The sequence below is a fragment of the Candidatus Flexifilum breve genome (assembly GCF_016713355.1).
In genome coordinates this window covers 447,596-473,357 of the sequence record NZ_JADJPI010000004.1, presented here as the reverse complement: position 1 = coordinate 473,357, position 25,762 = coordinate 447,596, and the positions used below count along the sequence as shown (strand labels likewise).

General features: G+C 59.5%; 26 protein-coding genes. 18 read left to right on the top strand and 8 right to left on the bottom strand.

Translation table 11 applies throughout. The features are described from left to right. Positions 1–293: 293 nt before the first annotated feature. Complete coding sequence (gene abc-f, locus IPK17_RS02890) at positions 294–1,955, top strand: ribosomal protection-like ABC-F family protein (RefSeq protein WP_343416163.1); 1,662 nt, start codon at positions 294–296, stop codon at positions 1,953–1,955. Here the strand turns inward: abc-f and IPK17_RS02885 are convergent. From IPK17_RS02885 to IPK17_RS02860, 6 genes are all read right to left on the bottom strand, one after another. Further along, positions 1,922–2,650: a spheroidene monooxygenase gene (locus tag IPK17_RS02885; protein ID WP_343416162.1), complete on the bottom strand. Its 729-nt coding sequence runs from the start codon at positions 2,648–2,650 to the stop codon at positions 1,922–1,924. The genes abc-f and IPK17_RS02885 overlap by 34 nt on opposite strands. After that, complete coding sequence (locus IPK17_RS02880) at positions 2,650–3,432, bottom strand: SRPBCC family protein (protein ID WP_343416161.1); 783 nt, start codon at positions 3,430–3,432, stop codon at positions 2,650–2,652. The genes IPK17_RS02885 and IPK17_RS02880 overlap by 1 nt, the downstream gene beginning before the upstream one ends. 17 nt (positions 3,433–3,449) lie before the next feature. Further along, positions 3,450–4,454, bottom strand: a complete 1,005-nt coding sequence (locus tag IPK17_RS02875) for an SDR family oxidoreductase (protein ID WP_343416160.1) — start codon at positions 4,452–4,454, stop codon at positions 3,450–3,452. A 115-nt stretch (positions 4,455–4,569) separates the two neighbouring features. Beyond that, on the bottom strand, positions 4,570–5,025 hold the full coding sequence (locus tag IPK17_RS02870; protein ID WP_343416159.1) for an OsmC family protein: 456 nt from the start codon (positions 5,023–5,025) through the stop codon (positions 4,570–4,572). Between the two features lie 131 nt (positions 5,026–5,156). Next, the gene (locus IPK17_RS02865; protein WP_343416158.1) at positions 5,157–8,939 is read right to left on the bottom strand and encodes a GAF domain-containing protein; all 3,783 of its coding nucleotides are present in this window, start codon (positions 8,937–8,939) and stop codon (positions 5,157–5,159) included. A 27-nt stretch (positions 8,940–8,966) separates the two neighbouring features. Beyond that, a complete protein-coding gene (locus IPK17_RS02860) occupies positions 8,967–9,602 on the bottom strand; it encodes a response regulator (protein ID WP_343416157.1) in 636 nt (211 codons plus the stop codon). A 113-nt stretch (positions 9,603–9,715) separates the two neighbouring features. On the opposite strand from IPK17_RS02860, the gene IPK17_RS02855 reads away from it, so the two are divergent. Continuing rightward, the gene (locus tag IPK17_RS02855) at positions 9,716–10,063 is read left to right on the top strand and encodes a hypothetical protein (protein ID WP_343416156.1); all 348 of its coding nucleotides are present in this window, start codon (positions 9,716–9,718) and stop codon (positions 10,061–10,063) included. 105 nt (positions 10,064–10,168) lie between these two features. Next, positions 10,169–10,672: a c-type cytochrome gene (locus IPK17_RS02850; RefSeq protein ID WP_343416155.1), complete on the top strand. Its 504-nt coding sequence runs from the start codon at positions 10,169–10,171 to the stop codon at positions 10,670–10,672. Between the two features lie 62 nt (positions 10,673–10,734). On the opposite strand, the gene IPK17_RS02845 is transcribed toward IPK17_RS02850, so the two are convergent. Together IPK17_RS02845 and IPK17_RS02840 are read right to left on the bottom strand one after the other, a co-directional pair. Next, positions 10,735–11,190 carry a hypothetical protein gene (locus IPK17_RS02845; RefSeq protein WP_343416154.1) on the bottom strand — a complete coding sequence of 152 codons (456 nt, stop codon included), beginning with the start codon at positions 11,188–11,190 and terminating at the stop codon, positions 10,735–10,737. 19 nt (positions 11,191–11,209) lie between these two features. Continuing rightward, complete coding sequence (locus IPK17_RS02840) at positions 11,210–11,662, bottom strand: SRPBCC family protein (RefSeq protein WP_343416153.1); 453 nt, start codon at positions 11,660–11,662, stop codon at positions 11,210–11,212. A gap of 209 nt (positions 11,663–11,871) precedes the next feature. Between IPK17_RS02840 and IPK17_RS02835 the strand changes: the two genes are divergently transcribed. The 15 genes from IPK17_RS02835 (at position 11,872) to IPK17_RS02765 (ending at position 25,753) form a co-directional block, all read left to right on the top strand. After that, entirely contained in the window at positions 11,872–13,047 is a 1,176-nt protein-coding gene (locus tag IPK17_RS02835) for a glycosyltransferase (RefSeq protein ID WP_343416152.1), read from the top strand. 12 nt (positions 13,048–13,059) lie between these two features. After that, positions 13,060–14,580 carry a protoporphyrinogen/coproporphyrinogen oxidase gene (locus tag IPK17_RS02830; RefSeq protein WP_343416151.1) on the top strand — a complete coding sequence of 507 codons (1,521 nt, stop codon included), beginning with the start codon at positions 13,060–13,062 and terminating at the stop codon, positions 14,578–14,580. Positions 14,581–14,740: 160 nt separating this feature from the next. After that, positions 14,741–15,064 (top strand): hypothetical protein, encoded by a 324-nt coding sequence (locus IPK17_RS02825; protein WP_343416150.1) that lies wholly within the window; start codon positions 14,741–14,743, stop codon positions 15,062–15,064. A 106-nt stretch (positions 15,065–15,170) separates the two neighbouring features. Next, positions 15,171–16,295 carry a GDSL-type esterase/lipase family protein gene (locus IPK17_RS02820; protein WP_343416149.1) on the top strand — a complete coding sequence of 375 codons (1,125 nt, stop codon included), beginning with the start codon at positions 15,171–15,173 and terminating at the stop codon, positions 16,293–16,295. 8 nt (positions 16,296–16,303) lie between these two features. Then, positions 16,304–16,675 (top strand): nuclear transport factor 2 family protein, encoded by a 372-nt coding sequence (locus IPK17_RS02815; protein ID WP_343416148.1) that lies wholly within the window; start codon positions 16,304–16,306, stop codon positions 16,673–16,675. Continuing rightward, positions 16,648–16,851 carry a hypothetical protein gene (locus IPK17_RS02810; protein WP_343416147.1) on the top strand — a complete coding sequence of 68 codons (204 nt, stop codon included), beginning with the start codon at positions 16,648–16,650 and terminating at the stop codon, positions 16,849–16,851. The genes IPK17_RS02815 and IPK17_RS02810 overlap by 28 nt, the downstream gene beginning before the upstream one ends. A 3-nt stretch (positions 16,852–16,854) precedes the next feature. Next, positions 16,855–18,267, top strand: a complete 1,413-nt coding sequence (locus IPK17_RS02805) for an MBOAT family O-acyltransferase (RefSeq protein ID WP_343416146.1) — start codon at positions 16,855–16,857, stop codon at positions 18,265–18,267. Next, on the top strand, positions 18,264–19,394 hold the full coding sequence (locus IPK17_RS02800; protein ID WP_343416145.1) for an SGNH/GDSL hydrolase family protein: 1,131 nt from the start codon (positions 18,264–18,266) through the stop codon (positions 19,392–19,394). Before IPK17_RS02805 ends, IPK17_RS02800 begins: the two co-directional genes overlap by 4 nt. A 136-nt stretch (positions 19,395–19,530) precedes the next feature. After that, positions 19,531–20,409, top strand: a complete 879-nt coding sequence (locus IPK17_RS02795) for an SGNH/GDSL hydrolase family protein (protein ID WP_343416144.1) — start codon at positions 19,531–19,533, stop codon at positions 20,407–20,409. A gap of 130 nt (positions 20,410–20,539) precedes the next feature. Beyond that, on the top strand, positions 20,540–21,031 hold the full coding sequence (gene hoxE / locus IPK17_RS02790) for a bidirectional hydrogenase complex protein HoxE (RefSeq protein ID WP_343416143.1): 492 nt from the start codon (positions 20,540–20,542) through the stop codon (positions 21,029–21,031). Beyond that, positions 21,028–22,665, top strand: a complete 1,638-nt coding sequence (gene nuoF, locus IPK17_RS02785) for an NADH-quinone oxidoreductase subunit NuoF (RefSeq protein ID WP_343416142.1) — start codon at positions 21,028–21,030, stop codon at positions 22,663–22,665. The genes hoxE and nuoF overlap by 4 nt, the downstream gene beginning before the upstream one ends. Further along, on the top strand, positions 22,662–23,384 hold the full coding sequence (hoxU, locus tag IPK17_RS02780; RefSeq protein ID WP_343416141.1) for a bidirectional hydrogenase complex protein HoxU: 723 nt from the start codon (positions 22,662–22,664) through the stop codon (positions 23,382–23,384). Before nuoF ends, hoxU begins: the two co-directional genes overlap by 4 nt. Then, positions 23,371–23,910, top strand: coding sequence for an NADH-quinone oxidoreductase subunit B family protein (locus IPK17_RS02775; RefSeq protein ID WP_343416140.1), 540 nt, complete (start codon positions 23,371–23,373; stop codon positions 23,908–23,910). Before hoxU ends, IPK17_RS02775 begins: the two co-directional genes overlap by 14 nt. Positions 23,911–23,912: 2 nt before the next feature. Continuing rightward, entirely contained in the window at positions 23,913–25,325 is a 1,413-nt protein-coding gene (locus IPK17_RS02770) for a Ni/Fe hydrogenase subunit alpha (protein ID WP_343416139.1), read from the top strand. Then, a complete protein-coding gene (locus tag IPK17_RS02765; protein WP_343416138.1) occupies positions 25,325–25,753 on the top strand; it encodes a hydrogenase maturation protease in 429 nt (142 codons plus the stop codon). The genes IPK17_RS02770 and IPK17_RS02765 overlap by 1 nt, the downstream gene beginning before the upstream one ends. Positions 25,754–25,762 lie beyond the last annotated feature (9 nt).

Here is a 25,762-nt window from a genome sequence, read left to right as displayed (position 1 = left end):
CAATGAATCTGTCGTGCCGAGCTGGCTCACCGCGAGTCAGGCTCCCCACGATTATCGTTCGCTGAGCAAAGGGTTGTTGATGCACACGTACATCCGCATTCTGGTCTGATCATGTTTTGGATCAACCTGAGGGCTGATGTTTTGATTCGTGTGCCGGACAAAGCGAACTGATCGCTCGTGTGCCTAATCGAACGCCGCAAGGTTGACCCCGTGCGGCGTTTTTGATTCCGCCGCTCAGCCAATCTCACCCAATTGGGTGAGGTACAGCGAAGGAAGTACCACTAGGGGGTCATATGTTTATAACCGTCTCTGACATTCGTAAAACTTACGCGCTGCATCCGGTGCTGGATGGCGTGTCGTTCACCCTGAACGATGGCGACCGTCTCGGGTTAGTCGGCGCGAACGGCGTCGGTAAATCGACGCTGCTCAAGATCATCATGGGTGAGGTGCAGGCGGACGCGGGCAGTGTCACGCTGGCGGCGGGGCGGCGCATCGGCTACCTCGCGCAGACGATCAAATACACGGAAGGCAAAACGCTCGCCGATCTCATTGCCGAGTCGCTGGACGCGGTCTACGGGTTGGAACGGCGGCTGCGGGAACTGGAAACCGAGATGAGTCAGGTGGAAGGGGACGCACTAGATCGCGTGCTCGCGGAATACGGCGAGGTGAGCGAACACTTTGAACGGCTCGGCGGTTACGAGCTGGAGTATCGTGTCGATACCGTGTTCGCTGGATTAGGCGTGGATCGCACCGACCGCGGGCGCCCATTTGCGACGCTTTCCGGCGGCGAAAAGACGCGCGTCGGTCTGGCGCTGCTGCTGCTGGGCGCGCCGGATGTGCTGCTCCTCGACGAGCCGACCAATCATCTCGACTTCGCCATGCTCGACTGGCTGGAGAAGTATCTGGCGCGGTATCGCGGCGCGATGCTCATCGTCTCGCATGACCGTCTGTTCCTCAACCGGACTGTGACCGCCATCATTGAAATCGATGAACACAAGCGCACCGCCAAGCGCTATGCCGGTAACTATGATGTGTATCTGGAAGCGCGCACGCGCGAACTGCGCCAGTGGCAGCTCGACTTTGAGCGCCAGCAGGAGGAAATTCGCGAACTGCGTTTCGATATGAAGGTGACCGCGCACAAGAACACGTTCAAAGCGCCGACGGATGGCGACAAGTTTGTGCTCGGCATCAAGAAAAACACGCACGCCGACACCATCTCGAAGAAAGTGCGCGTGGCGGAAGAACGGCTCAAGCGCATCGAAGCCGACCCGATCCCCATGCCGCCGGAACCGCTGCGCTTTGACCCGGACTTCGACGCAGAAGCGCTCAATGGCCGTTTTCCGCTGCTCGTCAACAATGTGAGCAAACGCTATGGCGACCGGTTGCTATTTGACGATGTGACGTTCACGGTGGGGGCGAAGAGCCGCATCGTGATCATCGGGGAGAATGGGGCGGGCAAATCGACGCTGCTCAAGATGCTGGCCGGGCAAGAGCGCCCCGACCGCGGATCAATCACCGTGCACCCGGCGGTGCGCATCGGTTATCTCGATCAGGAACGGCGCGCCTTTGATCCCCGCTTAAGTGCGTTTGATGCGTATCGCGACGGGCTGCCGGGCACGGATCAGGCGCTGATGTCGATGATCCTGCGGATGGGCTTGTTCCGGTATGACGATTTGCGTCTGGAAGTCGGCGCATTGAGCAGCGGTCAGCAGCGCAAACTGCAGCTCGCACGCGTCATGGCGGCGCGGGCGAACCTGCTCATCCTCGACGAGCCGACCAATGATGTGAGTTTCGATGTGTTGGAAGGGATGGAAGACGCGCTCAAGGATTTCCCCGCGCCCGTGATCGCCGTGTCGCATGACCGCCGCTTCATTGAGCGGTTTGGCGGGGAAGTGTGGGCGCTGCGGGACGGGCGGCTGAATCAGAACGTGGTGGCGCTGGTAGAAACCGCCTGAGCTTCGCGCAGCGGATCGCGCCCGTGCCACGTTCCGCTGGTTTCCAGCGGGTAAAAGCGCGCGAACAACGACTCAGCATACCAGTCTTCATGATAGGTTTTGCGGACAATCTCGCGGTGCTGCGGTGTTCCATAGGCGAACGCCCGCATCGCCGCCTCATCTGACCACAGACTAAAGGTTGCTGCCTGCAGAATGGGCAGCTCGCTCAGACCGATAGACGCGAGCAAACCGGGCGCGATATTGAGGTCAGCGTTCGCGCCCGGTACATGATCCCAAAAGCGGCGCAAATGGCGCAGACGCAGCGTCGCGCGCGTCAGGATGGCGATGGGACTGTCTGCGCGCGGCGCGAACTTGATCGGCGTGAACGGGCGCTGTCCCGACCACGCGCCGTGCGTCGTCAACGCGATGAGCTTGGCTGTCCAGATCTCATCAGCGTGGCGCTGATAAGTGGCGAATTGCCTTGATGCGAAGAACGCCTCGGCGTCGGTGAGCGACTCCCAGACCGCCAGTAAGGCGTAACGTCCCCAATCGGCGTTCAGGGTGAAGCTGTTCCCTTGCCCACAGCCGAGCAGCTTCCAGAAACGCAAACCCCGCCGGAACAACAAGGCGGGGCGCGCGAGTCCCATCTGGAGAAATGCCCAGCGCCGATCCGCCGGGCGGGTGTAGCCGAACAGCGTCAGCGTCGTGATCGACATTAGGGCGAAAGCGGGCTGATGCTCGGGTTCGTTGAGGTCGTGCGCGACTCCATCAGACGCTTAAAATTCTGCAGGTCTTCGTCGATCTGCACCTGCGGCTCTTCGCCGAGCAAGCGCGCGACCGCTGCGCCCAGTTGTCCCGCCGGGGGCACATATTCCAGCGACACCTGAACTTCGGTGCCGCGCCCACCGGGAGCCGTCCGGAAGCGGACCGAACCCGCATTGGCGATATGCGAATCCGCCAGCGAGCGCCAGCCGATCACCTCATAAGGCTTTTCGGTGACGATCTCAGCGTCCCACGAGACTTTGGCGTTGAGCGGCGCTTTCGCCGTCCATTTCGAGCGCCCGCCTTCCATCACCTCGACCGTGTCGAGATGCTGCATGAACTGCGGCAGATTTTCGAAGTTGCGCCAGAAGTTGTACACCTCTTCGACCGGGCGATTGATGGTCACGGTCGATTCAACGTGGATACCTTGTTGATGTGGTACGCTCACCTGCGTCTGGTCGGTGGCGACGCCCGTGTTGACGCCCAACTGTTTGTACACGGCGTCGTGTCCGGTCGAACCACGCAGCACCATGTAACAGCCAGTGGCTGTCATCATAAAGCCGACGAAATCGCCGCGCCGGATGCCCGCGAAGATCAGCGCGAGGCCGCTGATGAGCGAGATATAGCGCTCATTCATGCCGACGTTGACATTGCTCATCTGGGGGGCTTCGCTGCGACGTTCTTCCAACTGCTGCATCAACTGATCCCGCCGGGATATCTGCTGTCCATTCATCATGTACGCTCCTTCTCTGCCTATCGCCTTCTTAACAGAAACAACCCGGCGGCCAGCACGGTTGGCAGTACCAACCGCGTCCACGCAGGCTGCATTTCGACCAGACGCGCATACAAACTCGGCTTGGTCAGGTGCGCGAATTCCCCGTGCACGCGCCCCGGCTCGCTGATTGGCTTGAACAGATTATCGCGGCCTTCGTCGGGTTCCTTGGTCTTCTGCCCACGCGCGCCAAGGTCGCCGAGCAGCATGAAGCGATCCATCAACGCGGGACTAATGCGCTGGAGCACCGTGAACATCCAACTCGCGCCGCCGACGTGCAGGTCACGGCGAGGATGTTGGGCGGCGTAGACCACGGTATCGGCAATCGCTTCGGGTTGATATACCGGGGGGAGCGGCTGCGGCTTCACTTCGATTTTGGAACGCGCATGCTCAAAGAAGGGCGTGTTGACTCCCGCCGGGAGCACCAGCGTCACATGGATCGGTAGTTTTTCGCGCATGACTTCGAGGCGCAGCGCTTCGGTGAAGCCCTTGACGCCGTGCTTGGAGGCGACATACGCCGCTTGCAGCGGCACCGCGCGTTCCGACAATACCGAGCCGAAGTTGATGATCGTGCCGTAGCCCTGCGCTTTCATGCGGGCGAGCGCGGCTTTGGATCCGTAGATCGTGCCGAGGAGGTTGACGTGTAGGAGCTGGTGAAATTCTTCGGGGTCGGTTTCTTCAACCGTCGCATAGATGGCGACCGCCGCGTCATTGATCCACGTGTCGATGCGGCCAAACACGGTGATCGCTTCCTGCGCCAGCATCTCGACCTGATCCCACGAGGTCACGTCGGTTGGAACGACGTGGGCAGTGCCGCCGTTCTGGCGGATTTCCAAGGCGACCATCTCCAGCGCGCCTTCGTTCCGCGCCGCCAGCACCACCGCCGCGCCCTGGGCGGCGAATTTGTGCGCCATCTCGCGACCCATGCCGGACGAGGCACCCGTGATCACAACGACCTGCTCGCGTAGAGGCTTGGGGTAGGGCATAGGTTACTCCGTACTGTTATTTCAATCGTTATAACATAAGCTGCCCCTATGATACAGTACCGGATGAGCAATCATCGTGAGAGGATGATAAAAAGGATGTCTGGATGTGAATGGGTTAGTTCGAGCCAACTGAGTCGGAGATGACTTCGAGATCGATGCGGGCGGCTTTCGCGAGGGTCGCGTAGACTGGGCAGCGGCTGCGAAACGCCGCCACAAGCACCTGCGCCTGTTCATGGGTGACGCCTTCCAGAGTCAACCGGGCGCGGATGGTTTGCAGAGCCGGATCAATCGCTTCGCCAGTCACGCCGCGCGGATCAAAGCTGCCGCTGACCTGCATGGAAACATTCTTGAGGGGATAGTTGTTCTCGCGGGCGACGCGTTCGATGGTGAACGTGCCGTGGGTAGCCAGCGACGAGAGCAGCAGATCAATGGGGTTGATTTCTTCGTTGGGGCCGCCGAGGGTGAGCGGGGAATCGACGACGTAGTGATGTCCTTTGGCGTTGACAATCGCGCGTCCTCGTTGACCCGAAAGCCTTGCCGTGACCGTCGCCGTTGCGAGCCGCAGCGCCATATCTTCCCCCGATGAGTCTTAGCTGCCATTGTCTTCCAATTAAACGCGAAGACCATGCCTGCCGCGTCTCGCTAAGGAACGAGACTTTGCTCCGCCTTTTGACGGAGACGCGCCTCCGCCATTTGTCATACCTAACGCAGCGGAATCACGACGGCGATGTGCGTGCCAAAGCCCGGCGTGCTTTCGACGGTGTACTTGCCACGCAGGCGCGTGGCGCGTTCGCGCATCGAGTGCAGGCCGAGATGCCCGGGGAACGAGCCGCCCGTGTCGAAGCCGATGCCATCGTCGCGCAGGTCCAGCACAATCTGCTCGGGGGTGTGCTGCAGCGTGAGCATAACATGGGTGGCCTTCGCATGTTTGACCGTATTGTGCATGGCCTCGCGGGCGATCTGGTACAGTGCTTCTTTGATCTCGATGGAAATCTCCGGCTCGACTGGCAGTTCGGTGTCCACCTGAATGCCGTGCCGGGCTTGCAGCGACGCGACTTGCTTATTGAGCGCGGCGATCAGCCCTTCGTTGCGCAGCGCCTCCGGACGCAGTTCGAAGATCAGCGCGCGCATTTCCGTCAAACCGGCTTCGGCCAGCGAAAGCACATAGTCGAGCGGATCGGCCACCAGCTTGGGATCGCGATCCAGCAGCGTGCGCGCGGTGCGCGTGCCGAGCGCAATGCCGTACAGCGCCTGTGACACCGAGTCATGCAGTTCGCGGGCGAGGCGGTTGCGCTCTTCGAGCACGGCCAATTCCTGCGCCTGCGCATACAGCCGCGCATTCTGCACCGCCACCGCAATCTGATCGGCCAGCGTGGTCATCACGCGCGCGTCCATCTCACTGAAGCGGTTGACTTCGCGCGAGTGAATGTCGAGCACGCCGATCAGTTTGTCGCCCACCACGAGCGGGACAACCAGTTCGGAGCGCGTCTCCGGCATGTTGGTCTCATACTCGCACTTTTCGTTGACATCGTTGATGATGATCGACTGGCGGAGATGACCCGCCTGTGCGACCACGCGCTCTTCGTCATTCAGGTCGACGCTGGCGTCGCCGTTCGGCGCGAGCACGAGCGAGTTGCCCGGGGCATCCAGCAGATAGAACTGCACGTGGTACAGGTTGAAGTTGGTCATCGTCAGCGCGGCGACCGTCTGCAGCAGCTCATCAACGCTCAACAGCGTCGCCGCCGCCGCGCTCACCTTGGCTACGGTCTCTAATTCGCGGGCACGCTGTTCATTTTCCCGGCGCGCTTTTTCGGCGGCGAGATACGAGCGGCGGCTGGCGACGACCGCGCCGACCGTCTGAATGAGCGCCTCGCAGATGCGCCGATCATTCTCGGTGAAGCGGCGCGGCTGCATCCACGCACAGCCGATGGTGCCTTGCCATGCGCCACCACTGTACAGCGGCAGCACGACCAGCGCGTGATGCCCGAGCTGTTCCAAGAACATCGTGCGGATCGGCTCTTCGATGCGTTTCTCATTGGGGATGTCTTCGAAAATCAGCGCTTTATCCGGCGCGTTGATGTACAACTGCGTCGCCGGTGAGTTGCGGAGATCGAATGTCATACCCAGAGCGGGGTAATGGGGCGCAGGTTGGCCGTATTCCCACGCGGCAACCACATCCATGCTGATGGGCTGGCCGCTGTCATCCGTGTCGATATAGTGCAGCGCCATGTTCGACGGCTCAAGCTGGTTGAGATAGAGCCCGACAGCCGCCAGAATATCCCATTCGTTTTTAGCCTGCGACAGCGCGGCATTGACGCGCGCCAGCGTTTCGGCCCGTTGGAACGCCATCTCGGTTTCGGCTTGCAGGCGAATGCGTTCGATGGCCGCCGAGACCAGGTCGCCGATACCGCCGACGAGGCGTTGTTCGCGCGCGGTATATTTGCGCGGTTCGCGGCTCTGGAAGACGAGGTTGCCCATCCAGCGATTGTTGAGTGCCAGCGCCACGCCGATGCGCGCATACGTGCCGTATTTCTTCCAGTTGGCCGCGCTGACCGCGTCGATACGCGGGTCATCCTGTGTGTTTTCGACCACGAACAGGCCGCGATGCGGCATTTTGTCGTAGACGGGAAACTCTTCAATTGTGTAACGCTGCCCGACCGGATAACTGCTGCCCGCGGTGCTGGCGATGATTTCGAAATAGTCGGCATTTGCGTAATCGAACTGCTGCCACGCCGTCAGTACGATGCTGTGCAGGCTGATATCGAGGCGGGCGACCGCTTCGATCACCTCCTGAAAGGTGCGCGCCACATTGATCGCTTCGCTGGCGTTGTACAGAAGCTGCGTCTCTTCACGCGCGGCTTCTTCGGCGAGGTAGGCGCGCCGCGTGGCCACCACCGACGGCACGGTCTGCATCAGCACGTTGTAGACGTACTTTTCCTGTTCGGTGAAGATATGCGGACTCGCCCACGTGATCGACAGCACGCCTTGATAGCGCCCGCCCGCGTGCAGCGGCAGCAGCGCAATCGAGTGTGTCTTCATGCTGCTGATAATCTCCGCCCGCGCCGCCTCATTGATCCATTCGTAGGTCGCTATGTCTTCGATCAGCAGTACACCATCGGGCTGGCTCACCCACAGCGCAGCGATGCCGAATTTCGAGATTGGAATGATCGCGTGTTTGGCGGGATCGTACTGGGCAGCGCCGCCGTTCATCCACACCGCGACCGCCCGCGAACTGGTCGGGTTGCCTTCGTCGTCGATGTCGAGATAGTTGAGCGTGAGCCCAGCCGCCGACTGGCATTCGGTGTACAACGCAATGGCGTTGAGGATATCCGCTTCGTTGGTGGCGCGGGAAAGCGCCGTGTTGACTTCGAGCAGGAGCTCGGCGCGTTCGGCGCGTTCGCTGCTCTGTTCGAGCAGGCGCATCGAGTCGATGGCCGACGACGCCTGTTGAATCAGGGCGGTATAGACGCGGCGGTCGCGCTCGTTGAAGGGATGCGGTTCCGTCCAGTTGAAGACGAGCAGGCCGATCCAGCGCCCGCGATTGTTCAACGGCAGGAGCACGGTCGCGCGGATAGCTAATCCTTGATAGAACGTCCGCGTCGCCGGGTCCACACGCCAATCGTATTCGACATCGTCGATCAGGGTGGGGCTGGTCGGGTTAGTCAGCCAGATCATGTTGATACCATGTGCCGCCAGCAGATAGCGGTCGCCGACGCGGCGCGGTTTGCCGCGCGCATTCTCCCACTGGGCAGACGCGATCAACGAGGTCGGGGCAGTATCGGTGCCTTCGGTGAAAAACAGTAAGCCGCTGGACGCGCCGCTGTCCCGCGCATACGTGCTGATTGCCGCCAGCAGTTCATCGTGATTCTGTGAGCGGGTCAACGCGTTCGACACGCTGTACAGGATGTCGATTTCGTTCTTGGCGATTTCAAGATCGCTGGCACGGCGCTGCACCTGTTCAAACAGGCGCATGGAGTCGATCACCGAACTGGACTGCTGGATCAGCGCCATCATGATGCGCTGCTCATGTTCATCGAACAAATAAGGCTTCGACCAGCCGAACACCAGCATCCCCACCCAGCGGTCGTTGATATGCAGGGGGAGAATGGCGACGCCGCGCATTTCAAACTGCGCGAACATCGCACGATTTTCGTCTTCGAGCTGTTCGGTCGAGTTGATGTCCGCGAGGAGAATCGGGTGATCGGCGGCGGAATTCAGCAGGCGGTTCCACAGGCTGCGCGGAATCGCAAAGCGGGTGCCGATGCCGAAGGCCGAAGTCTGACCTTTGACCCATTCGGAGACGACTTCCAGTGCTTCCGGCTGCAGTGGATTGTCTGTGTACAGCAGCAAACCACGGACTGCGCCATTCTCGCGCGCATAGTCGCTCACCGCTTCCAGAGATTCGGCTGGCGTAGAGGCTTGGGTTAACTTGTTAGAGGCCGCGTAGAGAAGCTCGATCTCGTCTTTTAAAAATCGCTGAGACACCTGCTCATCCGAAAAACTTATAGACCACTAGGACTCGGCTTTGTCGACCAGCCCGATGCGCACTGCATAGAGCGCTGCCTGCGTCCGGCTGGAGACGTTTAGTTTTGCCAGAATGCTGCTCACGTGCGTTTTGACCGTCTTTTCGCCGATCGTGAGCAGGTGCGCAATTTCTTTGTTGGAACGCCCCTGCGCCAAAAGCCGCAGGACTTCCGTTTCGCGGTCGGTGAGCGCTTCGGGGCTTTCCGGGGCGCGGACTTCACGCATCAAGCGGGCGGCCGCTTGCGGTGAGAGCTGCACTTGCCCTTCCGACGCCGCTTTGATGGCCTGAATCAGTTCCTCGGCTTTAGTATCCTTGAGCAAATAGCCCAACGCGCCTGCGCGGATCGCGCCGATAACGGACGCATCTTCCAGCACGCTGGTGAGCGCGATCACTTCGGTATCCGGGAGTTCACGCTTGATGGCGGCGGTCGCTTCAATTCCGTCCATCACAGGCATCAGCAAATCCATTAAAATAACATCCGGCTTCAGTTGACGCGCGCCATCGAGCGCCTCTTTGCCGTTGCTCGCTTCGCCGATGATCTCGAGGGACGCGTCGAGGGCGAGAAACATTTTCAATCCCTGACGGACAACAGCGTGATCGTCCGCTATCATGATTCGTATCATGTTCTGCACCGTTTCAGGAAAATCATCACAATGGATTAACTATAACACTTTTTCCTGAATTGGGCTCAAGTCTACCCGGCTGTCTCTGACATAAGGCTGAAAGGAAACACCATATGCACGATAAACTGGCGCTGACGACGAATCCGGCGGGGATGCGCTTGATTGCGCAGCTGACGCTCTACAATGCGGGCAAATGGGAGCGCCTCGACCGCTATCTCGCCGACAGCTACGCTGAACCGCTGCTGGTAGCTGAGAATGTGACCGAGCGTTTGCACGCGTTCACCGCCGATTATCAGGTGTTGGGACGTTTGAAGGTGGGGCAGGTGCTGGCGCTCGACAAGTATCACGTTGTCGTGTTGCTGCAGTCGGAACTTGGCGATGTGCTGCAAGTTCATGACCTCACCGTGGAGGAAGAGCATCCGCACAAGATCACCGATTTCAAACGCTACGAAATCGCGTGATGATGATCAGCCGACTTACATGACTAACTCTGTTATCATATCTCTAGACCGTTCTCAAACTGGATAGCGGCGCGCTGCGGGCGTGCCGACGAAGGATCAAACTACATGCTGCACGTGACGCTGCTGGTCTGTGTGCTGCTGCTGGTCGCCTGTGGTCAGGTCGCTGAGCCGCCAGAGCCCACCCTCGACGTACAACTCGTCGCGCCGGAGGCCGTGCCGACCACGTCGTTCACCGATCCCGTGCTCATCGAAGGCCAGCGCAATTATGACTTGTACTGCGCGCACTGCCACGGTTATGACGGAACCGGACAGGTCGAAGAATCGATTCAGCAGACGCTGGATCTCGGCATGCTGCTCGTGCCGGCGCATGATGCCAGCGGTCACACGTGGATGCACCCCGATCAACTGCTGATTCGCACCGTGCGCGAAGGCATTCAGAACCCGCTGGCGCAGTTCCCCATGCCCGCCTTTGGTGAAGCATTTACTGACGAGCAGATCCTCGGAATGATCGCGTATATGCGCCTCTGGTGGACGCCGGAGCAGCGTCAGTATCAGCGGCGCTTGACTTGGCGTTGGACGCAGATGCAGGCCGAGCAGAATTCGAACTAGGACCAGAGGATTAAGACGCACTGGGACGCGAATCGTCGCGTCCCGGTGCGATTGGGCACTGCTTAACGGCGGCTGCCCGTGACCAGAATCGCCTCCGGATTGAGGCGTTCGATGTTCACGGACGTTTTGGCGGGCTGAATGCGCGCCGCATCGTAAATCATCAACGTGCACGGTATCACATCCGCGAAACCAGCGCCTGCTGGCGTATTGAGCCACAGCAGCGGCCGCTGATAGTTATTCTCCTCAAGGTACTTCCCTAGAAGATCGTTGTACAGCGGCTGGAGCGTACTGTTCCCGTGTTCCAGTTTGCGCGCCGTCAGCGCTGGGATGCGCAAGCGTACGACCGTGAGCGTCGTCGACTGGGGCAAGACTTCGAGCTTGGCGCAGCCCGCGCCGAGGCTGATGAGCGGCGGTTCCACAAAAAGCACACGGGGTTTGCGCACGAAGCGCCACGGCAGCGGGCAGGCGTGGTGAAAAGTTTGCCAGCGTAAATCGCTGATGCAGATGAAATCAGTCATGCGTTTTCCTAAATTTGCGTCAGTTCAAGGCCACGAAGCGCAGGTGGGGCAGCGCGGTGCGGCCTTCGATCAACCGCTGGGCGCGCACGAGGTCGCCGTACAACCGCTCAGATACTGCCCCAAGCGATGTGCCGACATCCTCCAGACTATGCAGCACCTCATACTCGGCGCGCAGCGTGACGAGCGTCATGTCGGCGGCGACTGGGGAAAAATCGAGACGCATGTGATTAGCGCGGTGGTTAACGCTCTCCCACGCAAGGCATTCGTTGGGCAGGTGGCACACGATGCGGGCTTCCCAAAGCTCAGGCTCGCCCGCGTAAATGGTGCGCCACAGGAGACGCGTCCATGTGGGGCGCTTGACACTCACGACTCCTTGCATGAAACGTGGAAATTCGGGATAACGCGTCCAGTGGTGGTAGGTTACGCTGACGGGGGCGTTCACATACAGTGCGTGATCAATCACTAACATCATCAAAGCCTCGTAATTCAATGTGTAATGTTTTGGCGACAGTGAAGGTCGCACTTACTACATTACATTTAGTATAAACCCCACTCCTGAACAGCACGATTAGACGTCAGGTGCATTTTCGCGTAACCACCTGACCCATGTACAAAACTTAACGCTGAAATTAATATTGATATGAGTCGAGTTGTTACAAATGATATTAAGGGTGAATTGGAATGCGTGATCTGATCTGTATCAGCCATTTGCGCTGGGATTTCGTCTGGCAGCGGCCGCAGCATCTGCTGTCGCGGCTGGCGCGGAATGCCCGCGTCTTGTTCGTTGAAGAACCCATCACGGTAGAAGGGGAAGGGCAGCCGCTGCTGGAAATCTTGCCCGGTCAGAAGACCGCTAATGTGACGGTCGCGCGCCTCGTCCAGCCTGTCCCTAACCACCGCTGGATCGGTCACGGTGATCCGCTCACCGCGCAGACGTACTGCGAACGTTTACTGGATTATCTCGATCGGCAGGGCATCAAGCGCCCGCTGTTGTGGTTGTACACACCGATGGCGTCGGATTTCGTCGACGTGCTGCCGCACAAGCTGCTGATTTACGACGTAATGGATCAGCTTGCCGCCTTTAAAGGCGCGCCTGCCGAACTCAAGGAACGCGAGCGCTCGCTGCTCTCCCGCGCTGATGTGGTGTTCACGGGTGGGGTGAGCCTGTATCGCGACAAACTTGTGCATAACCCTAACACGCACTTACTGCCGAGCGGCGTGGAGATTGAGCACTTTGCGCGCGCCGCGCGCCGGGAGCAGTTCGACTGCCCGCCGGAACTCGCGCAGCTCACCGGACCGATCCTCGGCTACTTTGGCGTGATCGATGAACGCATGGATCTGCCGCTGATCGCGCAGGTCGCGGCGGCGCACCCTGAATGGAACATCGCACTGGTCGGGCCAGTCGCCAAAATCGACTACGCTGATCTGCCGCAGGCGGCGAACATTCACTATTTCGGCATGCGCAGCTATGACCAGCTGCCCGCCTACCTCGCGTATTTTGATGTCGCGCTCGTCCCGTTCGCCATGAACGAAGCGACGCGCTTCCTCAGCCCGACCAAGACGCTCGAATACATGGCGGCGCACAAGCCGATTGTATCCACGCCGATTCACGACGTGATCGAGCTGTACGGGGATGTTGTCGCCATCGGCTACACGCCGGATGAGTTCGTTCAGCACTGTGAACAGGCGCTCATCTCCAAGAACTACAACCGTGTGCGTGCTGAAGAACTGCTCACGCAGCATACCTGGGACGGAATCGCGCGGCAAATTCAGCGCTTGATTGACCGCAAGCTGGTGCTTGACGAGGTGCAGCAGGTCGAGCAGCGCCAGCCCAAACCGACCGCGCAGATTTCCTGAAAGGAACACACCATGAACGTAAACGGACATCCCGAACAGAAAATTGTCATCCTCGGAGCGGGGCCAACCGGGTTAGGCGCGGCCTATCGTCTGCAGGAATTAGGTTACCGCAACTGGGCAATTTACGAACGCAACAACTACATCGGCGGCTTGGCGACTTCGTTCGTCGACAGCGCGGGCTTCACCTACGATATTGGCGGCCACGTCATGTTCTCGCACTACAAATACTTCGACGATCTGGTCGATAAGCTGCTCGGCGATAACTACACCGAAATCATGCGTGAAGCGTGGGTGTGGATGATGGATCGCTTCGTGCCGTACCCGTTCCAGAACAACATCAGCTATTTGCCGCGCGAAGTCGTGCTCGAATGCCTGCTCGGTCTGGTTGAAGCTGGCAAACACCCGGAGGCCGTCAACGAAGCGCAGACGTTTGACCAACTGATCGACGCGCAGTTTGGCAAAGGCATCGCCAAGTACTTCATGAAGCCATATAACTTCAAGGTGTGGGCGCATCCGGTGACACACATGAGCCGCGACTGGCTCGGCGAACGAGTCGCCATGCCGAACCTTGAACGCATTCTCAAAAATGTGCTGTTGGAATCGGCAGACAAAGGTTGGGGACCGAACAACAAGTTCAAATACCCACTCTATGGCGGCACTGGCGGTCTCTACACGCCGTTTGAGAAGTACATCAAGGACAACCTGCATTTGAACAAGTCGGCGGTCGCGGTTGACCAGCACGCGAAGACGGTCACGTTCAGCGATGGCGAGGTCGTGGAATACGATTTGCTGCTGACAACCATGCCGCTCGATCTACTGGTCGGACGGCTGAAAGACGCACCGGAAACCGTCAAAATGGCGACTCGCGGGCTGCATCATTCCAGCGGCCTGATCGTCGGCGTGGGTGTGGCGCGGCCAACCCCGAGCGAGAAATGCTGGTTGTACTTTCCCGAAGAGAATGCGCCGTTCTATCGGGTGACCTATCTCTCGAACTATTCGCCGTACATCACGCCGGACCCGAATCACTTCCTGCTGCTCACGGAGACGAGCCGCAGCGAGCACAAGCCAGAAGATAAGGCGACCATCATCGACCGCGTGGTCGAAGGGCTGATCAACACCAAGCTGCTGGAACCCACCGACCTCGACCGCATCTCCAGCACGTACCTGATCGACGTGGACTACAGCTACCCCGTGCCGACCGTGGATCGGAATGGCGCGCTGGCGACGATTCAGCCGTATCTGCGCGAACACGGCATCTACAGCCGCGGACGCTTCGGCGCGTGGTGCTATGAGATCGGCAACATGGATCATTCGGTTATGCAGGGCGTTGAACTGGTCAATGAGTGGCTGCTCGGTGAAGCTGAAGTCACGTGGAAGGACTTTGCTGGGAGCGCGCCGCTGGTGCTCGATAGCGCCTTCGTTGGGCGGGCGAGTAGTGGACTCATTCGTGCAGGTGAAAAGCCGCTCAATGTGCCGCAGGTCAAGCGTAATCTCGCCGCGGCAGCCGTCGATCAAGCCGGGAATGTGGCGTAAGTGGTGGTGGGGCAGGGACGAGCTCTGCCCCGTTTATTTCCTGAAGTTTCGGTAACGCAATGATGTAATGTGGTCCGAAATAACCCAAAAGGCCCATAGCGCGAACAAGTATTACGTTTTACATTATACGTAATGTGCTTTGAAAGGAATGGTGAGGAAGATGACCGATCATCACGCGCTGGCGCGTAAATTGACCCGCCTTGTCCGCACGTACAGCCCGAATGCGGCCGCTGAGATTGAAAAGATCCACGATCAATATGACGCGCGCGCCGCTTACTTCGCCGCGTTCGCCATTGAACGTTTCCGCGAGGAGAGCGAACGCCTCGCGACGGCGGGTCGAATCCCGAGTCGCGTCAAATACGGGCACTACATGAAAGACTACCCCGAAGCGCTCCCGTCCTTTGAACGGGCGCTCGAACGTTTTTTGGTCGATAAGGAAGTCGGGAATTACGGCAAGCCGAAAGTGGTGGCACGCTTCGGCTGATTTAACCAACTTATCCAGTTCCGGCGCGTGACAGGAAACCGCCTATCCCTTTTTGCGCGAATATCCGCATAATAGGACAGGTTGTTTCCTTCATCACGGAGCTATTGTGGCGCGTAAGTCCATTCTGATCCTGCTGCTCGTTCTGCTCTTCACTCATATCGCTGCTGCCCAAAACGCTTTTCCGGTCATGACGGCGTTTCAGGACGCGATCCTCTATGCTGGCCCCGGTGACAGTCATGTGCAGATCCGGTGGCTGCCCGCAGGCGTGCCGGTCGAAGCGCGGGAGCGCAATTCGATTGGCAACTGGTTGTTCGTTTCGACCCCCGATGACGGGATCAGCGGGTGGGTACCCACGGGCTACCTCAATGCGAATCCTGACCTTCACCTGAGCGAAATCCCAATCAATTCGGACATACCCGACGGCGACCCGGCGAATGTCGAACTGCCCTCATTAGCCGCGCTGTACGCTGCGCCGATCATCAGCCCGATCAGTGAGGCGATGATCGAGGTCTTCGAACGTGGGCAGGAGCTGGGCAATCGCGCGAATGTGATCACCAAAGTCGGCGACAGCCTCACTGCTGATCCTATGTACCTGACTGTTATGAGTCAGGAAGCCGTGGTGCTCGGCCCGTATGACTACCTCGAAGATACCGTCAACTACTACAGCGAGTCGACCGCGCTGGCGAGCACTGCCGCGAAGATCGGCATGGCGACGTACACCGTGTTTGACCCCATGTGGGCGGACGCAGAGTTATGCAACTCCGGCGAGTCGCCGCTGGAATGCGACTACCGGCGCAAGATGCCGAGTATTGCTTTCATCATGTTTGGTCCCAATGATGTGCTGCACAATAATCCCGACGAGTACGCGGAGAACCTGCGCGCCATTTTGGATTTCACGCTCGAACGCGGCATCATCCCCGTATTGTCGACCTTCAGCTACAGCCCGGACAACGAATACTGGTTGCAAGCGGTCGCCTTGAATCAGGTGGTGATTGATGTGGCGACGGAGTACGAAGTGCCGCTCATCAACCTGTGGGCGGCGGCGCGTCCGCTTGATAACTATGGGCTGGAAACGACCGACGGTATGCACATGAATCGCAGCGGTTTCACCTATCTGAAATATGACAGCGGGCATGAGTCATGGTATGGTTTGTCCCTGCGTAATCTGCTCAGCCTAAAAATGCTGGACGACCTTCGTCTGGCGCTCAATTCTGACGAACCCGGAGCTTGATGCATATAATGAAGCGAATTGGACTCCTCCTCCTCTTGTTGGTGCTGGCTGCCTGCGGCGGTGGCGCGAGCGGCGGCGACCCGGCTGATGTGGTCGAGCGGTATCTGACGGCGAAAGTCGCGGGTGATGGTGACGCGCTGCGTCCGCTGTTGTGCAGCCCGATGGAAGCGCTGTTCAGCCGTGAAGTCAACTCGTTCTCGACCGTCGAAGGCGCGCGCGTCGAAAACATGGAGTGCACGCGGCAGGGCGACAGTGATGTCGTCACCTGCACGGGCGAAATCGTCGCGACCTACGGCACGGAGACGAACCGCTTCCCGCTCGCATCCTACCGTGTGGTGCAGGAGGACGGCGAATGGAAGTGGTGCGGCGAGTCCGGCTGATGAGCGACCCGACGCCCGAACCGCTGCTCTCCGCTTCCGGGGAGCAGCGCCCGACCATCATCCAGCGCATCTTCTCGCGCGAAAACCTGATGGCTCTCGGCTTGTGCCTGCTGATCATCCTCTTGATCATCGTCACGACCGACAGCGCGCCGCAGTGGATTTATCAAGGCTTCTAGCTTGTGACGCTCGATCTCCCAGTCATCCTCCTGTTCATCGTTGGCGCATTCGTGTACAGTCTTCTTCCGTCCAAGTGGCGGGGCTGGCTGATTCTCAGCGTCAGCGTGATCGGTGTGTACGTGTTTCAGCCGTTTTTGCCGATCCGCTTCAGCGATTTCATTCTGCCGACGCTCACGCTGGTGCTCGTGTTGGCGGGGTGGTGGTTCAGCCGTCCGAAAGGCGATCCCGTCACCCGCGAGGACAAGGTCACGCTGGCGGTGATTGTCGCGCTGATCATCGGCCTGTCGCTCATGCGCTTTGTCGACGAAAGCCTGCGCATCACGCCCTCGCGCCCGCCCGATCCGCTCATGGTGGTCGTCGGGTTAGTGGTCGCCGGATTGATCATCGTCGGCGGGCGGCGCTTCTTGCCGATCACCGCACTGATCGGGTTGATCGTTGCGCTGTTTGTGCTGTGGAAAGCCGAACCATTGGCCGCCGCCATCAGCGGCGCATGGCGTGGCGCGACCGGGCAGGATGTGGCACTCGCCTCGGCCTTCGATCTCAACTGGCTCGGCTTTTCGTACATCGCCTTCCGCTTGATCCACACGCTGCGTGACCGCCAGTCGGGGATTTTGCCCGCGCTCGGTTTGCGCGAATACGCGAGCTACGTTCTGTTCTTTCCGGCCTTCGTCGCCGGGCCGATTGATCGTGCTGAGCGCTTCGTCACGGATTACCGCGCGCTGCCGACGCTGCGCGGCCTCGACGCGAACCGCTTTGCCGATGGCCTCAGCCGAATTGCCATGGGCGTGTTCAAAAAGTTCGTGATTGCTGACAGCCTCGCGTTGGGGATGTCGCTCAACACGACCATCGCCGACCAAATCACGAGTGCGCCGCTGTTTGCGCTGTTCCTGTACGGCTACGCGCTGCGCCTCTTCTTCGACTTCAGCGGCTACAGCGATATCGCGATTGGTATCGGCATCCTGTTCGGCATCCGCCTGCCCGAAAACTTCAACCGCCCGTACCTCAAAACTAACCTCACCGCCTTCTGGCAAAGCTGGCACGCGACGCTCAGCGCGTGGGCACGCGCCTATGTCTTTTCGCCGCTCTCCCGCGCCATGATCAAACGCAAGTGGAACGCCGTGCTCAACGTGCTGATCGCGCAGTTGGCGACGATGATCGTCATCGGCTTGTGGCACGGCATCACATGGAACTTTCTGCTGTGGGGCGTGTGGCACGGCTTCGGGTTGTTCGTGCACAAGCGGTGGAGCGACCGCACCCGCGTGTGGTATCGCGGCCCCGCGGACAAGCCCGCGCAGAAACGGGCATGGACGGCGTTTTCGTGGTTCGTCACCTTCCATTATGTGGTGATTGGCTGGCTATGGTTCGTGCTGCCGCTCGACCAGGCGGCGCGCATTCTGTTTGGAGGTGCGCGATGACATGGAGCAAACTGATCCGCATCGCGGTCAAGACGGCGATCTTCTTCGTGCTGTGCAATCTTGTCTACGCCCTGGTTAGCCCGCTCGATGCGTTGGGGCGCGTTTCCGTCTATAACACGCTCATCCCCGGTCGGGCCCGCTTGCCCTACGGCGAAAACCCGACAGAGTCGTACAACCTCAGCCTGACTAACATCCCGGCGATGTTCGCGTCGCACGAGATCAGCCGCCCGAAAGCCGCGGACGAATTTCGTGTCGTCGTCATCGGCGACTCAGGGACATGGGGGTGGCTGCTGGAAAGCGATCAGACGGTGGCGGCGCAGTTGGAGGCGCTCGGCTACACGAGCGATGATGGGCGCCGCGTGGAAGTCTACAACCTCGGTTATCCGGGCATGGCGCTGGCGAAAGATTTGCTCATGCTGCATCAAGTCATGGAGTATCAACCCGACGCAGTGATCTGGTTGGTGACGGCGCAGTCGTTTCCAATTGAGCAGCAAATCGAATTGCCTGTCGTGCAAAAGAACCGCTTTCCTATAGCATTAGCGACCAATGCTCAGTACTCAGAAGCGCCGCGTCTGGAATCCGACCCACCGTCATTTAGCCTCTCTGACCCGCGCTTTGACACTCCTGATTTGACTCTTCTTGGGCAGCGGCGCGAGCTTGCCGATTGGCTGCGCTTGCAGTTGTACAGCTTCGCGTGGGCGGCGACATGCATTGATCAGGCGCTGCTGGAGGAGATCACGCTGCGCCAATCCGACTTCGAGGCGGACTATTCATGGTTTGGACACGCGCAAGAAGAACCGCTGGACGATCTGGCGTTTGACGTGCTGCAAGATGGTCTACGCTGGACGGAAGGCGTGCCCCTGCTGTTTGTCAACGAGCCGATCTACATCAGCAGCGGGCAGAACAGCGACATTCGCTACAACAGCTTCTATCCCCGATGGGCGTACGATCAATATCGCGACCTGCTCAGCGAGCAGATGCAGGGGCAGAACTATCTCGATGTGTGGGATCTTATCCCGCCGGATGAATTCACCGATACACCCGTGCACCTCACGCCGGAGGGGACGCGGTTGCTCGCCGAACGGATCGGCGCCGAATTGGAATCGTTAGGGTGGGTGAGACGATAGAAATGCGGTATTCGAAATTTGATCAACCCCTCACCCCCACCCCTCTCCCACACAAGCGGGGAGAGGGGCGAACGGCGGAAACATCTTGCTCCCCTCCCTGAATTCGGGGAGGGGTTGGGGGTGGGGTCTGCTTCTGATGTTATGCCTCCTCGTACTGGCGGTGACCGGGGTTTCCGCGCAGGACGACATCGCCACGATGGAGCAACGTCTGCTGGAGACGCCGATCCTCGTCAACCTTGATTCGCCGCGCCTCGTGGAGATCTTCGCAGCGGGGCAGGCGCTCGGTAACCGCGCCAACGTGTTCACGACGATTGGCGACAGCAACACCACCAATGGTGACTTTTTGCAGTCGCTCGGTCTGGAGAACGGCGATCTATGTGCTTGGGGTGAATACGACGACCTGCGCCCGTCGGTTGACTTCTTCTCAGTGTCGCCGGATGGCCTGAGTGCGAACTCGTTCACGCATGCTGGGTCGAGTATCGCCGCCTTTCGCGGGTTCACCAGCGCCGCCGTGCTTGATCCGTTCTGGGCGACCAATCCGGTGTGCGAGGGCGGCGAGTCGCCACTGACGTGTGAATATCGCGTGTCGCGTCCGAGCGTCGCCGTGATGATGCTCGGTGGCCGCGATGTGCTGGCGTTCACGGCGGACGATTATCGCGCGTCGGTGGAGCAGATCGTGCAGCAGTCCATCGCTAGTGGGGTGATCCCGGTGCTGACGACCTTTGTTGTGCTGCCCGAGCGCACCGACGTATATCCGCTTTCGCTGGAAATGAACATGGCGCTGCTCGACATTGCGGAAGCCGAGCAGATTCCGCTGATCAATCTGTGGGCGGCAGCTTACCCACTCCCTGATCATGGCATCGGCCCAGATCGCTCACACCTCAAGGCGCGGGTGGGCGATTATTGCAATTTCGCCGGGGCAGAACAGGAACTCGGCGGGACGCTGCGCACGCTGCTCACCCTGCAAGCACTGGATGCGCTGCGTGTCAATGTGCTCAATGTCACTGATGATTAACTCCGTTTTGTGACACTTGTCACAATCGAAGGGGAGGTATGGCCGTGCCGTGCCGCCTGAAGTAGCTCTACACTGATAGTCAGGGAGAAATCCTCCCTGATTTAATCGGAGCTACATAAGGAGAAACACGATGCCCGCAGCGGCGAAGTCTCCCCCGTCAGAAGACAAGCGCTGGCGAATAGTCACGGGGACGATGCGTCGGTATGGGTTCTCACCGGATGCGCTCATCGAGACACTGCATACGGTTCAGGAATCATTTGGTTATTTAGATGAAGACGCACTTCAGTTCGTAGCAGAAAATCTGCACGTCCCCCCCAGCCGCGTATATGGCGTGGCGACCTTCTACAATTTCTTCAATCTTAAACCTCAAGGCGAACATCACTGTGTAGTCTGCATGGGTACTGCCTGCTACATCAAAGGCGCGCCGGCCATTCTTGAACGCTTACATCACGATTTTGATATTGCGCCCGGCGAAACGACGCCGGACAACCGGGTCTCGCTCACTATCGCTCGCTGCTTGGGCGCGTGCGGGCTGGCCCCAGCTGCGACCCTGGATGGCGAAGTCGCGGGCAAGCTAGATCCCAACACCGCCGTCGCGAAAGTGGAGGCTGTGCTCAAATGATTGCTGAAGAACTCAATCGCATTGCCGCCCTCGAACAAGAAGAACGCTCGAAGTACCGCCATCGCATGTTTGTCTGTATGGGGACAGCGTGCATGGCCTCACACAGTGACGGCATCAAGGCGGCACTCGAAGAAGAACTCGCCAAGATGGGGATGGAGCACGACTGTGCGGTCTGCCCCGGCGGGTGCAAAGGCTTATGTGCCGCTGGTCCGATGGTGAGCATTGATCCGGACAATCGCCTGTATCAGTCCGTGACCGCGGGAGATGCGGCGGAAATTGTCGCCAGCCTGGACCGCGAACCGGTGGAACGGCTGGCGTATCCGGTCGAAAGTCCATTCTTCACGCGGCAAACGCGTATCGTTTTGAGCTATGGCGGCAAGCTCAACCCTGACGAAATCGACGATTACATCGCCGAGGGTGGCTACGAAGCCGCGCTCAAGGCGCTCACTGAAATGACGCCCGCCGAGGTGGTCGAGCAGATCACGCGGAGCGGCCTGCGCGGTCGCGGCGGCGCGGGCTATCCCACGGGCTTGAAGTGGAGCACGGTTGCCAAAGCGCAGGGCGCACACAAGTATGTCATCTGCAACGGTGACGAAGGCGACCCCGGCGCGTTCATGGATCGCAGCGTCATGGAGGCGTCACCGCATCGCGTCATCGAAGGCATGATCATCGCGGCGTTTGCGGTTGGCGCGGATCGCGGCTATCTGTACGTCCGCGCGGAGTATCCGCTGGCGGTCAAGCGGCTGAAGCAGGCGATTCGGCAAGCGCAGAAGCAGGGCTTGCTCGGCTCGAACATCTGCGGCACGCCGTTCAGCTTCGATCTCGATGTCCGTTTAGGCGCAGGGGCCTTCGTGTGCGGTGAAGAGACCGCGCTCATGGCCTCGATTGAGGGCAAGCGCGGCCAACCGCGTCCCCGTCCGCCGTATCCCGCTGAGGCGGGGTTGTGGGGCTACCCGACGCTCATCAACAACGTGGAGACCTTCGCCAACATCGCGCCAATTGTCAACAATGGCGCGGACTGGTTCGCTGGGATTGGTACGGAAAAGAGTAAGGGGACGAAAGTCTTCGCGCTCAGCGGTGCAATTGAACACACTGGTTTGATCGAAGTGCCGATGGGCATCACCCTGCGCGAAATCGTGTTCGAAATCGGCGGCGGCATCCCCAACGGGCGCAAGTTCAAAGCCGTGCAGACGGGTGGCCCGTCCGGCGGCTGCATCCCCGAACAGTATCTCGACATGCCCGTCGACTACGAGTCGCTCAACAGTATCGGCTCGATCATGGGATCGGGCGGCATGATCATCATGGACGAGACCTCGTGCATGGTCGATGTGGCGAAGTACTTCATGGACTTCTGCATGAACGAATCGTGTGGCAAATGCATCCCGTGCCGGGTGGGTACGGCGCAGATGTCGCACATCCTCGACAAGATTACGCGGGGCGAAGCCGATCTCGACGATCTCGCCACGCTGGAGCGCCTGTGTGAAATGGTCAAGGCGACCAGCCTGTGCGGTCTCGGTCAAAGCGCGCCGAACCCGGTGCAAAGCACGCTCCGCTATTTCCGCGATGAGTATCTGGCGCACATCGTCCATCATGAATGCCCGGCGGGCGTGTGCAAGATGGGGGTGCCGACATGAGGCGCGTATTCACCCTAAAAATCGATGACCGCGATGTCAGCGGTAACGAAGAACAGTCCGTGCTCGCGGTTGCGCGCGAGAACAACATCTTCATCCCAACATTGTGCCACGTCGAAGGCTTAACCGCGATCGGCGCGTGCCGTCTGTGTCTGGTCGAAGTGCAGGGCATCGCCAAAATGCTGCCCGCGTGTACTACGATGGTGCGTGAAGGGATGGTCGTCCACACCACCAGCCCGCGCTTGCAGGAATACCGCAAGATGATCATCGAAATGCTGTTCACCGAGGGCAATCACATTTGCTCGGTGTGCGTGACGAATGGTCACTGTGAACTGCAAAACCTCGCCGTGAAGCTCGGCGTGGATCACATCCGTTTGCCGTACCTCAACCCGGTCCGCGAAGTCGATGCCTCGCATGAACGCTATGCCTTTGACTCCAACCGCTGTATTCTGTGCACGCGCTGCGTGCGTGTGTGCGAAGAGTACGAAGGCGCGCAGACGTGGGGCGTCAAGGGACGCGGCATCGACTCCGAGGTCATTACCGACCTCGATCAGCCGTGGGGCGACTCGCAGACGTGCACCAGCTGTGGCAAATGTGTGCAGGTGTGCCCGACGGGCGCGCTGTTCCTCAAAGGCAAGTCGGTGACGGAAATGGTCAAGCATCGTGAATTCCTGCCGTATCTGGCGACGATGCGAAAGGTGGGGAAGAATGGCCACGGCTAAAGTACGGGTCGCAACGGTATGGCTGGATGGCTGTTCCGGTTGTCACATGTCATTTCTCGATATCGATCACCGCCTGCTGGATATCGCGGATCGCATCGAACTGGTCTACAGCCCGCTGGTTGATCTCAAGACCTTCCCGCCGGATGTGGATGTGACGCTGGTTGAAGGTGCGATCAGCAGCGACGACGACCTCGAAAAGATCAAGCATGTACGCGCGCGGACGAAGATCCTCGTCGCGTTGGGCGACTGCAGCGTAACGGGGAATGTGCCGTCGATGCGCAACCCGATCAAGGTGCAGGACGTGCTGACGCGGGCGTACCTTGACCCTGATCTGACGAATCCCGGTGTGCCGACGCAGGTCGTGCCGCATTTGCTGCCTTACGTCCGCCCGATTCACACGGCGGTTAAGGTCGATATATTTATCCCCGGCTGCCCGCCGCATGCCGATACGATTTTCTACGTGGTGGCCGAACTGCTCGAAGGGCGGCTGCCTGACTTGAGCGCCAAGACGAGATTTGGGGCGTAACGATGTCACAACGCATAGTCATTGATCCCGTGACGCGCATTGAGGGTCACGGCAAAATCACCATTTATCTCAATGAAATGGGCGACGTCGAAGACGCGCAGTTCCACGTCACGCAGTTCCGCGGCTTTGAGAAGTTCGTCGAAGGGCGTCCGTTCCACGAGATGCCGTCACTCATGGCGCGCATCTGCGGCATTTGCCCGGTCAGCCATCTCGTCGCATCGGCGAAGGCCTGCGACGAATTGATGGCCGTCACCATCCCGCGCGTCGCGAAGGATTTGCGCCGTGTCATGAACATGGCGCAGATTGCGCAGTCGCACGCGCTCAGCTTCTTCTACCTTACCGCGCCCGATCTACTGCTCGGTATGGACGCGGACCCGGCGCAGCGCAACTTGTTTGGCATGGCGCAGGTCAACCCGGCGCTGGCGCGCGATGGCGTCAGCTTGCGGCAGACTGGCCAGCAGATTATCGAATTGCTCGGCGGTAAACGCATTCACCCGGCGTGGATCGTGCCCGGTGGCGTCAGCGAACCACTCACCGAAGAGAAGCGCGACAAGATTCTCACGATGATCCCGTCCGCGATTGATGCGACCGAACGCGCGCTGGATTGGTTCAAGGAGATCGTCGTTCACTTCGAACGCGAGATCAACTTCTTCGCCAATTTCGCCACGCTGTACGTCGGCACGGTGATGGATGGCAACTTCGCGCTCTATGATGGCGATCTGCGCATCGTCGATGCCGATGGCAATCGCATCGCCGATGGTCTCGATCCGCGTAAGTATGACGAGTACATTGGGGAAGCGGTCGAACCACATTCGTTCCTCAAGTCGCCGTACTACAAGCCGCTCGGCTACCCGGATGGCATTTATCGCGTGGGGCCGCTGGCGCGTTTGCATGTTGCGGATCGCCTCGATACGCCCAAGGCGGATGCCGAGTTCCGCGTGTTCCGCAAGGAGCACCGCCAGAGCTCGTTCTATTATCACTACGCCCGCTTGATCGAGATGTTGTACTGCTTCGAAAAGATTGAAATCATCCTGAACAAGCCGGATATTCTGAGCAAGCACGTGCGCGCTTTCGCCGAACCGAACAGCTATCGGGGTGTCGGCGTGAGCGAAGCGCCGCGTGGCACGCTCATGCACGACTATGAGATCGACGACAACGGCCTGATCACCCGGGCGAACCTGATTATTGCCACCGGACATAATAATCTGGCGATGAACCGCGGCGTGCTGCAAATGGCGCGGCACTTCGTCAAAGGGACGCAGATTCAGGAAGGCATGCTCAACCGCGTTGAGGCGGTCATCCGTGCGTTCGACCCATGTCTGAGCTGCTCCACGCACGCCTATGGGCAAATGCCGCTGGCGGTCGATGTGGTCGCGGCGAACGGCGAAGTCGTGGATTCGGTGGTGCGCGGCTGATGCTGGTGATCGGCTGCGGGAATTGTTTGCGGGGCGACGACGGCGTGGGTGTCGTCGTCGCTCAGCAGTTGAGTGAAGCGGGGTGGGAGGCCATCGCCTGCCACCAGCTGACGTTGGAATTGGCGGAGCCAATCAGCCGGGCGGCTTTCGTTGCCTTTGTCGACGCGTGCGTGGATGTGCCGTATGGCATGGTGCGCACACAAATGGTCGAGCCGCTTGCAGTGTCCGCGAATTTGTGGACGCATCAGGTGGATCCGGCGCTGCTGCTCGCGTTAGCGCGCGATTGGTATGGACAGGCGCCGCCCGCGGTGCTGGTTGGGGTAGGGGGGCAGGCGTTTGAGTTGAGCGAATCGCTCTCCGCGGATATCCAAAACACGCTCCCGACTATATTTAAAATCTTACAGAAATTCAACATTCTCCAGCCTTGACTGTAAGGT

Bases quoted from the DNA above. Each gene is read 5' to 3' on its own strand.
- abc-f (WP_343416163.1), top strand. From the start codon at position 294: ATGTTTATAACCGTCTCTGACATTCGTAAAACTTACGCGCTGCATCCG.
- IPK17_RS02885 (WP_343416162.1), bottom strand. From the start codon at position 2,650: ATGTCGATCACGACGCTGACGCTGTTCGGCTACACCCGCCCGGCGGAT.
- IPK17_RS02880 (WP_343416161.1), bottom strand. From the start codon at position 3,432: ATGATGAATGGACAGCAGATATCCCGGCGGGATCAGTTGATGCAGCAG.
- IPK17_RS02875 (WP_343416160.1), bottom strand. From the start codon at position 4,454: ATGCCCTACCCCAAGCCTCTACGCGAGCAGGTCGTTGTGATCACGGGT.
- IPK17_RS02870 (WP_343416159.1), bottom strand. From the start codon at position 5,025: ATGGCGCTGCGGCTCGCAACGGCGACGGTCACGGCAAGGCTTTCGGGT.
- IPK17_RS02860 (WP_343416157.1), bottom strand. From the start codon at position 9,602: ATGATACGAATCATGATAGCGGACGATCACGCTGTTGTCCGTCAGGGA.
- IPK17_RS02855 (WP_343416156.1), top strand. From the start codon at position 9,716: ATGCACGATAAACTGGCGCTGACGACGAATCCGGCGGGGATGCGCTTG.
- IPK17_RS02850 (WP_343416155.1), top strand. From the start codon at position 10,169: ATGCTGCACGTGACGCTGCTGGTCTGTGTGCTGCTGCTGGTCGCCTGT.
- IPK17_RS02845 (WP_343416154.1), bottom strand. From the start codon at position 11,190: ATGACTGATTTCATCTGCATCAGCGATTTACGCTGGCAAACTTTTCAC.
- IPK17_RS02840 (WP_343416153.1), bottom strand. From the start codon at position 11,662: ATGATGTTAGTGATTGATCACGCACTGTATGTGAACGCCCCCGTCAGC.
- IPK17_RS02835 (WP_343416152.1), top strand. From the start codon at position 11,872: ATGCGTGATCTGATCTGTATCAGCCATTTGCGCTGGGATTTCGTCTGG.
- IPK17_RS02830 (WP_343416151.1), top strand. From the start codon at position 13,060: ATGAACGTAAACGGACATCCCGAACAGAAAATTGTCATCCTCGGAGCG.
- IPK17_RS02825 (WP_343416150.1), top strand. From the start codon at position 14,741: ATGACCGATCATCACGCGCTGGCGCGTAAATTGACCCGCCTTGTCCGC.
- IPK17_RS02815 (WP_343416148.1), top strand. From the start codon at position 16,304: ATGAAGCGAATTGGACTCCTCCTCCTCTTGTTGGTGCTGGCTGCCTGC.
- IPK17_RS02810 (WP_343416147.1), top strand. From the start codon at position 16,648: ATGGAAGTGGTGCGGCGAGTCCGGCTGATGAGCGACCCGACGCCCGAA.
- IPK17_RS02800 (WP_343416145.1), top strand. From the start codon at position 18,264: ATGACATGGAGCAAACTGATCCGCATCGCGGTCAAGACGGCGATCTTC.
- IPK17_RS02795 (WP_343416144.1), top strand. From the start codon at position 19,531: ATGTTATGCCTCCTCGTACTGGCGGTGACCGGGGTTTCCGCGCAGGAC.
- hoxE (WP_343416143.1), top strand. From the start codon at position 20,540: ATGCCCGCAGCGGCGAAGTCTCCCCCGTCAGAAGACAAGCGCTGGCGA.
- nuoF (WP_343416142.1), top strand. From the start codon at position 21,028: ATGATTGCTGAAGAACTCAATCGCATTGCCGCCCTCGAACAAGAAGAA.
- hoxU (WP_343416141.1), top strand. From the start codon at position 22,662: ATGAGGCGCGTATTCACCCTAAAAATCGATGACCGCGATGTCAGCGGT.
- IPK17_RS02775 (WP_343416140.1), top strand. From the start codon at position 23,371: ATGGCCACGGCTAAAGTACGGGTCGCAACGGTATGGCTGGATGGCTGT.
- IPK17_RS02770 (WP_343416139.1), top strand. From the start codon at position 23,913: ATGTCACAACGCATAGTCATTGATCCCGTGACGCGCATTGAGGGTCAC.
- IPK17_RS02765 (WP_343416138.1), top strand. From the start codon at position 25,325: ATGCTGGTGATCGGCTGCGGGAATTGTTTGCGGGGCGACGACGGCGTG.